This window comes from Corynebacterium sp. HMSC073B01 (assembly GCF_001838255.1).
Classification (GTDB): domain Bacteria; phylum Actinomycetota; class Actinomycetes; order Mycobacteriales; family Mycobacteriaceae; genus Corynebacterium; species Corynebacterium jeikeium_D.
On sequence record NZ_KV836153.1, the window covers coordinates 1 to 11,932 of the forward strand.

11 protein-coding genes are annotated in these 11,932 nt (G+C 60.8%); all 11 read left to right on the plus strand.

Going from position 1 to position 11,932, the window contains the following annotated elements; genetic code table 11:
* Positions 1 to 845 precede the first annotated feature (845 nt).
* The 11 genes from HMPREF2849_RS04730 (at position 846) to recN (ending at position 11,927) form a co-directional block, all read left to right on the plus strand.
* A complete protein-coding gene (locus HMPREF2849_RS04730; RefSeq protein WP_070549823.1) occupies positions 846 to 1,853 on the plus strand; it encodes a siderophore ABC transporter substrate-binding protein in 1,008 nt (335 codons plus the stop codon).
* Between the two features lie 39 nt (positions 1,854 to 1,892).
* Positions 1,893 to 2,840 carry an ABC transporter permease gene (locus HMPREF2849_RS04735; protein ID WP_049171656.1) on the plus strand — a complete coding sequence of 316 codons (948 nt, stop codon included), beginning with the start codon at positions 1,893 to 1,895 and terminating at the stop codon, positions 2,838 to 2,840.
* Positions 2,833 to 3,876 carry an iron chelate uptake ABC transporter family permease subunit gene (locus HMPREF2849_RS04740; protein ID WP_053087318.1) on the plus strand — a complete coding sequence of 348 codons (1,044 nt, stop codon included), beginning with the start codon at positions 2,833 to 2,835 and terminating at the stop codon, positions 3,874 to 3,876. The genes HMPREF2849_RS04735 and HMPREF2849_RS04740 overlap by 8 nt, the downstream gene beginning before the upstream one ends.
* Positions 3,873 to 4,631: an iron ABC transporter ATP-binding protein gene (locus HMPREF2849_RS04745; RefSeq protein WP_070437367.1), complete on the plus strand. Its 759-nt coding sequence runs from the start codon at positions 3,873 to 3,875 to the stop codon at positions 4,629 to 4,631. Before HMPREF2849_RS04740 ends, HMPREF2849_RS04745 begins: the two co-directional genes overlap by 4 nt.
* A 44-nt stretch (positions 4,632 to 4,675) precedes the next feature.
* A complete protein-coding gene (locus tag HMPREF2849_RS04750; RefSeq protein ID WP_049171648.1) occupies positions 4,676 to 5,572 on the plus strand; it encodes an RNase H family protein in 897 nt (298 codons plus the stop codon).
* 94 nt (positions 5,573 to 5,666) lie between these two features.
* Positions 5,667 to 6,824 carry a hypothetical protein gene (locus tag HMPREF2849_RS04755; protein WP_370548640.1) on the plus strand — a complete coding sequence of 386 codons (1,158 nt, stop codon included), beginning with the start codon at positions 5,667 to 5,669 and terminating at the stop codon, positions 6,822 to 6,824.
* A 120-nt stretch (positions 6,825 to 6,944) separates the two neighbouring features.
* A complete protein-coding gene (locus tag HMPREF2849_RS04760) occupies positions 6,945 to 7,985 on the plus strand; it encodes an HAD-IIA family hydrolase (RefSeq protein WP_049193446.1) in 1,041 nt (346 codons plus the stop codon).
* Between the two features lie 6 nt (positions 7,986 to 7,991).
* Positions 7,992 to 8,267, plus strand: a complete 276-nt coding sequence (locus tag HMPREF2849_RS04765) for a hypothetical protein (protein WP_049189958.1) — start codon at positions 7,992 to 7,994, stop codon at positions 8,265 to 8,267.
* 5 nt (positions 8,268 to 8,272) lie between these two features.
* Entirely contained in the window at positions 8,273 to 9,112 is an 840-nt protein-coding gene (locus HMPREF2849_RS04770) for a TlyA family RNA methyltransferase (RefSeq protein ID WP_049171668.1), read from the plus strand.
* Positions 9,105 to 10,091: an NAD kinase gene (locus HMPREF2849_RS04775; protein WP_141764540.1), complete on the plus strand. Its 987-nt coding sequence runs from the start codon at positions 9,105 to 9,107 to the stop codon at positions 10,089 to 10,091. Before HMPREF2849_RS04770 ends, HMPREF2849_RS04775 begins: the two co-directional genes overlap by 8 nt.
* A 96-nt stretch (positions 10,092 to 10,187) precedes the next feature.
* Entirely contained in the window at positions 10,188 to 11,927 is a 1,740-nt protein-coding gene (gene recN, locus HMPREF2849_RS04780) for a DNA repair protein RecN (RefSeq protein WP_070862652.1), read from the plus strand.
* Positions 11,928 to 11,932 lie beyond the last annotated feature (5 nt).

The window sequence follows — 11,932 nt, forward strand, 5'->3', positions numbered from 1 at the left end:
CGCCGGCATAATAATCTTGTTTGTGGGTCGTGGTAGCCAGTTCCCGTGTGGGGTTGGGTGCTGCGGCCCACTTTTTGTTACCCACGAGTAAACGGGATTAAATAGGGGTTGGTCTGCTCGGTAGCGGAAGGCGGGCTTACCGGTGTCTTGAGGCTTAAGGGGGCAAAGGGTGTCCGGGTTAATGGACACAGGCGTGTCCGCTTAGAGGATCGCCCGGTTGGCACCTTTCGCTGCTTACCCCAATGTGAGTTACTGACTGCCTTTATGGCTGTCATTGGCGGGTGAATGCGGGGTTAGTTCCTGGGTCTATGGCAGCGGCTGTGGGCTAATTAAAGTTACTGACTGCGTTTATGACAGAAATAGCGCGAAAGATCGCTTGAAAGTGTCATAAACTCATACAGTTTCACGTTTGCAGCCCGTATTTATGCCTGCAGCCTGTACTCACACGTATAGCCTCCAATCGCGTGTACAGCCCGTATTCAAGCGCAGCCCATTCTCGCAAGCAAAGCTCGCAAGCTCATTGTCAACTAGGCCCAACTAGGCCCAACTACGCCCAGCGAGACCCAAACATACGTCGATAGTGCACATGTTACCTTCCGTAGGGCACAAGTTACCCCCGTTAGCGAACGCTGCAATTGTGCCTTTACCAGCACAAATTAGCCAACGCTAAGCCAAGTTCGAAATATGCCCTAAATATTGCGTAATTTCATAACGTATTTACTTGTTAAATAGGGAACCCTAAGCTAATGTTTCACAGGTAATGATTACCTAAGTAAGTGATTGGGTAACGGCGTCTAAGTGGCGTTTGTTTAACAATCCTACTGTGACCGAAGGGATGCCTTTAAGTGGCGCGTTCTAACTCCGGCCGTATTCGCAATATCGTAGTTGCATCTGTTGCGAGCCTTGGACTTGTTCTTGGTGCTTGTTCTACTGATGCCGGTAACGAGGATAAGTCTGCAGCTGCAGGCAACGAGTCTACTATTACCGTTACTGATAATCATGGTGAGCAGACCGTACCTGCCGAGATTGACTCTGTTGTGGCCACGGATAACCGTTCCTTCGAGATGCTCGATCAGTGGGGTATTAAGCTGGCTGCAGCTCCTAAACCGATTATCCCGTTCACGGTTTCCGACTACAAGGACAATCCTGACGTTCAGGACATCGGCAATCACCGCGAGCCGAATCTCGAAATTGTTGCTGCTGCTGACCCGGACCTGATTGTGAACGGTCAGCGTTTCGGCAAGTACTACGATGACCTGAAGAAGCTCGCTCCGAACTCCGCGATTGTGGAGTTTGAGCCGCGCGAGGGCAAGCCGCTGGACGAGGAGCTCAAGCGGCACGCTAAGGGCCTGGGCGCCATCTTCGGTAAGGAGAAGGAAGCCGATCAGCTCATCGCAGACTTTGACAAGGCTCTGGAGCGCGCTCGCAAGGCTTACAACCCGGACGTGAAGGTCATGGCGCTGAACTCGTCGGGCGGCACCCTCGGTTACATTGCTCCGACTGTTGGTCGTACCTTCGGCCCGCTGTTCGACCTGATTGGCATGAAGCCGGCGCTGGAGGTCGACAAGGCCAGCGATGACCACCAGGGTGATGAGATTTCCGCCGAGTCCATCGCTGAGGCAAACCCGGACTTCATCATGGTGCTTGACCGCGATGCTGGCACCTCTGTCCGCGGTACCGATGAGTACCGTTCGGCACAGTCTGTGGTCGAGGAAGCCGCTCCGCTGAAGAACGTGAAGGCAGTCAAGGAGGGCAAGATCTACTACGCCCCAGAGGACACTTACACCAACGAGTCCATCATCACGTACACGGAGATTCTGAACGGGCTTGCCGACGCCTTCGAGCAGGCCTAATAGTTCTCTGACCAGTCACAGGAGTACCTCACCAACTCTATGCAGAAGTTACTGGATTCCCGACTAGCCATCGGGATTGCCTTTGTGGCAGTCCTGGTGGCTATGTCGCTGTTTGTAGGCCAATACGACATCCTGGGCGCCGACGACGGCTGGGAGATGTTCGCCACTACGCGTATACCGCGCACCATTGCACTAGTGCTCTCGGGTGCCGCGATGGCGATGTGTGGCTTGGTCATGCAGCTACTTACGCGCAACAAGTTTGTCGAACCCACCACCACGGGAACCACGGAGTGGGCTGGTCTCGGCCTGATTTTCGTGATGTATTTCTTTCCTTCGGCCTCGATGCTTGGCCGGATGGGCGGGGCAATCATCTTCGCTTTCATCGGCACGGCAGTGTTCTTCCTGTTCTTGCGCCGTGTCGCTTTGAAGTCAAGTCTGGTTGTGCCCATCGTGGGCATCATGTTGGGTGCGGTAGTCAGTTCGATTTCGACTTTCTTTGCGTTACAGACGGACATGCTGCAGTCGCTAGGCGTGTGGTTCGCAGGCTCTTTTACTGCCATTTATAAAGGGCAGTACGAATTCCTGTGGCTGGTCGTCATCGTGGTTGCAATCGTCTTCGTATTCAGCGATCGGTTAACGGTTGCGGGGCTTGGTGAGGACATTGCCACCAACGTCGGTCTGAACTACAAGCGAATCGTGTTCCTGGGAACGGGGCTGATTGCAATCGCAACAGGTTTGGTCACCGTCGTGGTGGGCAACCTCCCATTCCTGGGGCTCATCGTCCCGAATATCGTCTCCATGTTCCGTGGCGATGATCTGCGCTCCAATCTTCCCTGGGTATGCCTGGTGGGCATTGCCATTGTGACGATTGCGGACCTGATTGGCCGCGTCATTATCGCCCCGTTCGAGATTCCGGTATCGGTGATTCTCGGCATCCTGGGTGCTGCCATCTTCGTCTATCTGATTGTGGAGCGGCGTCGTGCTTAATCTCAGTTCAACTCACACGGTGGCCGACCAGGCCGGGCCGCAAACGACGTCGTTTAGCACGGCCGCCGCGGCGCGCAGGTACTGGATTATCATTGCTGCGCTGGCGGGCCTGGCAGTGTTGTTTACGGCGGGCCTGCTTGCGTGGGACAACCCGTTGCCGTTCGGTACGGATGGTTTTTGGCTGATTGCGCGCCGGCGTCTTGATGCCGTAATTGCCATGATCGTGGTTGCCTGCTGCCATGCCGTCGCGACAGTGGCGTTCCAGTCGATTGCGAATAACCGAATTATTACGCCGTCGATTATGGGGTTTGAAGCGCTGTACGTGGCTATCAGTACCGCTGCGGTGTACTTCTTCGGGGCGACGGGTCTGATGAATGCCGGCTCGGTTGGGGCGTTTGTGCTGCAGCTCGTGCTGATGGTGGGGCTGTCGCTGGTGCTGTATGCGTGGCTGTTGACTGGGCAGGGCGCGGATATGCACAGCATGCTGCTGGTGGGCATTGTTATCGGTGGCGGGCTGGGCTCGGTATCGACATTTATGCAGCGCATGCTGACGCCTTCGGATTTTGACCTGCTGACGGCGCGGCTGTTCGGCTCTGTCAACAACGCGGACCCGGAGTTTTTCCCGGTGGCGATCCCGCTGGTGATCGCGGCAATCGTGGTGATTGCGCTGCATTCGCGGGCCCTCAATGTCATGTCGTTGGGGCGTGAAGTCGCGACGAATCTGGGCGTGAATTACCAGGTTCGGTCCATCACCGTGCTGGTTGCGGTGTCCGTGCTGATGGCAGTATCGACGGCTATGGTCGGCCCGATGACATTCCTCGGCTTCCTGGTCGCGACCATTGCGTACCAGGCTGCGGATACCTATGACCATCGTTTTGTGCTGCCGATGGCGGCGCTAATCGGCTACGTCACGCTGGCCAGTGCGTATTTCATCCTCAATCACGTTTTCTATGCCCAGGGCGTGGTGTCCATCATCATCGAGCTGGTTGGCGGTTCGATCTTCCTCTACGTCGTTTTGAAGAAGGGACGGCTATGATTCTCCTCGACAGTGTAAGCAAGAGCTATACCAGCGAGGTGTCAATTGGCCCCGTTGACCTGGAAATTCCAACCAATGCGATTACGGCTCTGATTGGGCCGAATGGTGCGGGCAAGTCCACGCTCTTGACTATGATTGGCCGCCTCCTTGCCGTCGATTCCGGCGACATCAACGTCGGCCCCTACAACGTGGGCAAGACCAAGTCGAAGGATCTGGCGAAGGTGCTGTCGATTCTGCGCCAGGACAACCACTTCGTCACCCGCCTCACCGTGCGCCAGCTGGTCAGCTTCGGCCGTTTCCCGTACAGCCAGGGGCGTCTGACCGCCGAGGACGAGCGCATCATCTCCCAATACATTGAGTTCCTCAATCTTGAGGCGCTCCAGGGCCGCTACCTCGACGAGCTCTCCGGTGGGCAGCGTCAGCGTGCGTATGTCGCAATGGTGCTCTGTCAGGAGACGGATTACGTGCTTCTCGACGAGCCGTTGAACAACCTGGATATTTCTCACTCGGTCGACATCATGTCGTACCTGCGCACTGCAGTGCGCGAGTTGGGTCGCACCATGGTGGTGGTGTTGCATGACATCAATTTCGCGGCTCGCTACGCCGATTACATCTGTGCGGTCAAAGACGGCCAGATTGTAGAGCACGGCCCTACCGCAGAGCTGATGCGTTCGGAGGTTCTGAGCCCAATCTTCAATACCCAGATTGACATCGTCGAGGGCCCGCATGGCCCGGTCGCCTGCTACGGCTCTTAAGGCAATTCCTGGCCGGCCCCACGCAGCCGATACAATCTAGCCTCATGACTATTACTGCTGCCGTTGACGGTTCCGCCCTGCACAACCCCGGACCTGCCGGGTGGTGCTGGTATATCGACGACAGCTGCTGGGCCGCCGGCGGATGGAAAGAGGGAACCAATAACCGCGGGGAGCTCACCGCTCTTGCCGAGCTGCTCCGCGCCACCGCGCACATCCCCGACGAGCCGCTTTTCGTACTGTGTGATTCGCAGTATGTGATTAACTCCGTCACTAAGTGGATGCCGGGGTGGAAGCGCAAGGGGTGGAAGAAGCGCGACGGTAAACCTGTCCTCAACGTCGACATTTTGCAGGACATCGACCAGCTGCTCGTTGGCCGCAATATTCACCTCGAGTGGGTTAAGGGACACTCGGGCCACGACATGAACGAGGCCGCTGATCAGCGCGCCCGCGCCGCCGCCACCGCGTATCAGAAGGGTACGACCGTGCCGGAGGGGCCAGGTTTCGCTGGTGCGGGTAGCCGCGTGCAGTCGAATGCCGCGCCGACAAAAACCGCGCCCGCCGCGCCTAGTTCCGAGCCCAAGACGCCCAAGGCCGCAACCTTCGAGCAGGAATGCCTCTTTGACCTCGCAGTCGACGCCACCGTGACGCCCGAGGACGCGGCTAAGGAAGCGCTCACCGTTTTCCGCCGCGCCGCACATCGCGCTGAGCAGGGTAATACCCGCGCACTCAAGGCATTGCTTAACGACGCCCTGGGCGCCAACCTCGCCGTGCCAGACGGGCTTTCGGATGCCGAGTATGAGCTCCGCGTCGAGGGAACCACCGCCACCGCGCAGTTCACCACCGACGACTGGGTTGGCCTAGCTGTCTGGGATTTGTCCCAGGCAGTGGGGAAGGCCACAGGCTCCGCACGTTTGCTGGGCTGGAATGTGGGCAGGTCTTAGCAGTAGTATGAAAGTTTGGTCTTTTAGGTAGACCACCAGGCAATCCGGGGTTACTGGTAGCCTGAAAACACATAAATTCTTTTACTCATTACATATAAGGAGCTCCGACTTCATGGCTGAGCACGAAGGTCCTCGTTCCGGCGAAGGCCGAGGAAATCGCGGAAACCGCGGGTCTAACCGTTCCCATGGTCGTGGCGAGGGCGGCTTTAACGGGCGCAACCGCAACGATCGTCGTGGACAGGGTGGTGGCCCAGGTGGTCGTGGCCGTGGTGGTCACGGTGGTCATGGCGGTAACCGCGATTCCCGTGGTTCGCGGGGCTTCCGTCGTGATGATCGCGATGATCGTGACTTTAACCGCGGCGACCACAATGAGCGCGGTGGCCGTGGCGGTCGTGGTTACAATCGCGATGACCGCAATGATCGTCGCGGCCCGGGCGGGCGCGGTGGCCAGGGAGGTCGCAACTTCGACCGTCGTGGTGGCAAGCCACGTCGCTCCAACCGTGGTGGCCGCTTCCAGGATGAGAAGCGTACGCACCGCACCGGCCCGCAGCGCCCAGGCTTCCGCGAGGAGCGCATTGAGGCCCGTAAGAACGAGCCGAAGCTGCCAGATGACATTCGCGCAGACGAGCTCGACCCGAGCGTGCGCCAGGATCTGAAGAGCCTGGCTAAGGACAACGCCGACAAGGTTGCTCGTCACATGATTATGTCCGCAATCCTGATGGCTGAAGACCCGCAGCGTGCCCTGGAGCACGCCCGCGCAGCGAAGGACCGCGCTGGTCGCGTCGGTGTCGTTCGTGAGACCGCTGGTGTTGCCGCTTACCACGCAGGTGAGTGGAAGGAAGCTTTGGCGGAGCTGCGTGCGGCTCGCCGCATCTCCGGTGGCCCGGGCATGCTCGCGGTCATGGCGGACTGTGAGCGCGGCCTCGGCCGCCCAGAGAAGGCCATCGAGCTGGCTCGCTCCGAGGAAGCCAAGCAGCTGGACAACGAGTCCAAGACTGAGCTGGCTATCGTCGCCGCCGGTGCTCGCCGAGATATGGGCCAGATCGATGAGGCTCTGGTTGAGCTGGAGACCCAGGATCTGAACCCGGACCGCGAGGACTTCGAAGCAGCTCGTCTGTTCTACGCCTACGCTGATGCGCTGGTGGAGGCCGGTCGTAAAGATGATGCCAAGGTGTGGTTTACCCGCTGCGCCAAGATCGATGTGGACCAGATGCTCGATGCTCGTGAGCGCATCGAAGAGCTGAGCAAGTAATCAGCCCAGCTGCCGGCTCGCAACATCAGCCACCGCTAACGCACCGCTGGCGCAATCGGGCTGCGCATCTACAATTCGTCGTAAAGCGTTCCTATTTCGTAAAAGGAGAAATGAACCCCCATGGCTTCTGTCGCTTCTTCCTATGATGCCGCTCTGCTGGATCTGGATGGCACGATTTACGAGGGTGGCGCGGCGATTCCGAACGCGCTGGAGGGGCTGACTGAGGCGGCGCTGCCGATGGTGTTTATTACCAACAATGCCTCGCGCGCGCCGCAGACGGTGGCGGATCAGCTCAATGGGCTGGGCTATGACGTTCACGCGGACGATGTGATGACGTCGGCGCAGGCGGCCATTGAGATGGCGGCGGAGGTCATTGAGCCGGGCTCGAACGTTTTTGTGTTGGGTGCGGAGTCGTTTAAGCAGTTGGCTCGTGAGGCGGGGTACAACCTCGTGGATTCCGCTGATGACAACCCTGCAGCGGTGTTCCAGGGGCTCAACCGTGAGATGACGTGGAAGCAGATGTCGGAGGCGGCGCTGGCGGTGTCGCGAGGTGCGCGCTTCCTGGTGTCGAATTTGGATACGACGCTGCCGTCGGAGCGCGGTTTCCTGGTTGGTAATGGTTCGGTCGCTGCGGCGATTTCTACGACCACGGGCGTGGCGCCGCTGTCGGCGGGTAAGCCGAAGCCGCCGATGTTTATTAAGGCGGCGGAGCGTGTGGGCGCGAAGAATCCGCTGGCGATTGGGGATCGCCTCGACACCGACATCGCGGGCGGAAATGCGGCAAAGATGGACACGTTTATGGTGGTCACAGGCGTTTCCACGCATATGGATGTCGTTGCGGCGCCGCCTGAGCACCGCCCGACGCTCATCGGTGCTGACATGACTGCGCTGAATCGTGAGCTGGATCAGGCACGTCCGGCTCCGCAGGCTGGTTTCACCGCGCGTTACGACGACGCGGAGGCCGGTGTCATCGTTCTTTCTGGCGGTGACATGGAAGATCTTCGGTTGGTGAACCCGGCGGAGGCCGCGGTGGCGGCTCTGCTGACGGTCGTAGATGTGGTGTGGAACTCTGAGGCTGGTCGTGCTGGCGCAGTCGAGGTCGCGCAGGTCCGCGCGGAGGGCCCGGCTGCTGAGGCGGCGCTGGCTGCCTGGCGGAAGTGATAGCCGATGAGTGAGGTTGCACCGAAGCCGGGGCAGGGGCTGGGGCAGGGCGCTGGTCCTGTGCCGGGGCCGAAACCCGGCCCTGCATCTGTACCGAGCCCTGCGCCTAGCCCGGCGGCGATGCCCGGCGCGCGTGAGGTAACTCCGGAGGACGTCCGCGAGCAGGTGGCGGCCGCACTGTCAGCACCTGCCCCGACGCCGCAGGAGAGAGTCGCGCAGTTTGAGCGGGCGCATGAGATTTTGTATGAGGCCCTGGGCTCGTCACGCAGGGAAGGAAAGTGAACGCGGTGGCAAAGAAAGCTCCTAAGCGCAGGCTCGATGCGGAGCTGGTGCGAAGGAAGATTGCTCGCTCCCGTGAGGCGGCAGTGGACATGATTAAAGCCGGCCGAGTGGAGGTCGGCGGTTTTGTCGCCTCCAAGCCTGCGACTGCGGTGACAGGCGACGTGTCCATTCGCGTCAGTGGTCTGGAAGAAGATGAGAACTGGGCATCGCGCGGGGCTCACAAGCTGCTCGGCGCGCTGGAGGCTTTCGAGCCGCAGGGCCTGGACTTGAAGGGCCGGAAGGTCTTGGATGCCGGTGCCTCCACGGGCGGCTTCACCGATGTGTGCCTGCGCCGCGATGTCGAGACCGTCTACGCCGTCGATGTCGGTTACGGTCAGTTGATTTGGCGCTTGCAGGATGACCCGCGGGTGGTTGTGCTCGACCGTACTAACGTCCGCACGTTGACGCCGGAGATTCTCGGTGGCACGGCCGATGTAATGGTCGGCGATTTGTCGTTTATTTCTTTGAAGCTGGTCCTGCCTGCGATTGTCTCCTGCCTCGACGAAGGCGCTGACCTGTTACCAATGGTCAAGCCGCAGTTCGAGGTTGGCAAGGAGCGCCTTGGCTCCGGTGGTGTCGTGCGCAGCGATGCGCTTCGCCAGGAAGTTGTCCAGGAAGTCGCCGAATACGCCCGCACTCTGGGGCTGTCCTTCCGTGCGGCGGTGGCCAGCCCGCTGCCGGGTCCGAGTGGCAACGTGGAGTTCTTCCTGTGGCTGGTGAAAGACGGCGGCGCCAGCGATATTGGTGATGAGGCTATGGCTGCGGCCATCGCTAAGGCTGTTGAGGAGGGGCCGCACAATGACTAGCTCACGGACTAGCTCAACGACCAGCGCGAAGACTCACTCACGGGATAGCAAGCCCAAGACCAGCGCCGGCAAGCGCGAGATTCTGCTGGTCCCGCACACCGGCCGTAGCGCCAACCTGGAAATGGCCGCTGAGGCTGCCGAGCTGCTTGAGGCCGCGGGTATCGACATCCGCGTGCTGGCTGGTAAGAACCCGGAGGCACTGGCCGCGCACCCGACGCTCGGCAAGTACCCGCGCTACTGGCATTCCCCGCAGGCGGCGTCGGGATGCGAACTCGTCCTCGTCCTCGGCGGCGACGGCACCTTCCTGCGTGCCGCAGACATTGCACACTCCGCTGACCTGCCGGTGCTCGGCATCAACATGGGGCACGTGGGCTTCCTCGCCGAGTGGGAGCAGGAGTCTATGACGGAGGCGATTAGTCGCGTCATCAAGCGTTCCTGGCGTATCGAAGACCGCATGACCATCCGCGCCACCGTCCGTGACACCACCGGCCGCGTGATCGGCTCCGGGTGGGCGCTGAACGAAGTCAGCATCGAAAACGTCAACCGCCGTGGCGTGCTGGATGTCATCTTGGAAGTCGATGGCCGTCCGGTGAGTTCCTACGGCTGCGATGGTGTACTGATTTCCACGCCGACCGGCTCCACCGCGTACGCCTTTTCCGCAGGAGGCCCCGTACTCTGGCCAGAGCTCGACGCCATGCTGGTCGTGCCCAACAACGCCCACGCGTTGTTCTCTCGCCCGCTGGTGATCTCCCCGCATTCGACCATTGCCATTGAGACCAACCACGACACCGCCGAGGCGGTCGCGGTGCTCGACGGCTTCCGCAACATCACCATGCCGCCGGGCAGCCGCATCGAAATCGAGCGCGGCGCGCAACCGGTGCGCTGGGTGCGTCTGGACGATCAGCCGTTCGCCGATCGTCTGGTGCACAAGTTCCGCTTGCCGACGTCCGGGTGGCGCGGCCCCGCCGAAGCCCAATAGCCCCTAAACACGGCAGACAAGAGCCGTCACGAGACTCCACAACCGGGACCGTGCCCGCGGCCCCCAACTTCAAGGGAAGGACTGAATGCAGGCGCCATGCTGACTGAGATTTCCATCCGCGACCTCGGCGTTATCCCCGACGCGACGCTTGAATTCAGCCCAGGCCTGACCGTACTCACAGGTGAAACCGGTGCGGGTAAGACCATGGTGATCACAAGCCTCAAGTTGCTTTGTGGCGCGCGTGCCGACGCCGGCCGCGTGCGCACGGGCGCCGACAAGGCCCTGGTGGAAGGCCGCGTGTCCACCGAGCACCTCTCGGCGGAAGAGTCGGCCACCATCGATGCTGTGGTTTCTGAGCTTGGCGGTGAGCGCGATGAGAATGATGAGTACCTGCTTGCCCGTCAGGTCTCTGCGAAGGGGCGCTCCCGGGCGTGGGTTGGCGGCCGCAGTGCCTCGGCTGCGGCATTGGCAGATGTCTCCACGCGGCTCATCGCCATTCACGGCCAGAATGATCAGTTGCGCCTGCAAAGCGCCGATGAGCAGCGTGCGGCCATCGACCGCATGGATGCCGACACCATCGCACCAACGCTGGAAACCTACCGGCAGCAGCGTGCACACTGGCGCGCCCTGGCCAAAGAACTAGAAGAGAAGACCTCCAAGCGCCGCGAACTGGCCATGCGTGCCGACCAGCTCAGCTTCGCCATCGAAGAAATCGATGCGGTCTCACCCGAGCCGGACGAAGACCAGGACCTGGCCTCGCAGATCCGCCGCATGCAGGATCTGGATGGCCTGCGCGACGCTGCCGCCGTGGCATTGGCCGCCATTGATGGTGCCGCTGCCGTGAGCACGACTGGCATGGATGCCGCCACCGAGGACTCCGGCGCCGCTGAACTCCTCGGCGCCGCCGCGAACGAGCTCGCCGCTGCAGACGACGAGGAACTCACCGAGTTTTCCAACCAGCTCAATGAACTGACCAGCCAGCTCTCGGAAATCTCCGCTGGCCTCGGCGCGTTTCTCTCCGGTCTGCCGGAGGAAACCGAGTCCCTGGACAAACTCATGCAGCGCCAGGTGGAGATCAAGAACCTCACACGCAAGTACGCCCCGGACATTGCAGGTGTCTTGGCCTGGCGGGATAAGGCGGAGCGCAAGCTCGCCACGCTGGATGTCTCCGGCGAAGCCCTGGACAAGCTCACCGCGGAGATCAAGACCGCGGAGAAGAAACTCGGCACCACCGCGCGGAAGCTCTCCAAGGCTCGTGCAAAAGCCGCAAAGCACCTGGAAGAGGCCGTGACCAAGGAACTCAAGGGCTTGGCCATGCCACATACCTCGCTGGTGGTGGAGATCACCAAGGCCGACACCTTTGGCCCCGCTGGTGTGGACAACATCGAGTTCAAGCTCCGCGCCCACGAAGGTGCCGAGCCGCGTCCACTGGCCTCCTCCGCATCCGGCGGTGAGCTCTCCCGCATCATGCTGGCATTGGAAGTTGTCCTCGCCGAAGGACAGGCCGGGCACACGATGGTTTTCGATGAGGTCGATGCCGGTGTTGGTGGGCGCGCGGCTGTGGAAATTGGCAAGCGCCTGAAGCAGTTGGCGGTGAATAACCAGGTGATCGTCGTCACGCACTTGCCTCAGGTGGCGGCGTTTGCGGATACTCACTTGGTGGTCAGTAAGGATGCGCGCTCGGGTGCGGTGTCGTCGAAGGTGACGAGCCTGGGCGATGAGGAGCGGATTGACGAGCTCGCGCGGATGATGGCGGGTTTGGACGATTCGGACTCCGGACGCGCGCATGCGCAAGATCTTCTGGATCAAGCTCGGCGCGCCTTCGCGGCCAAGTAGCTGCA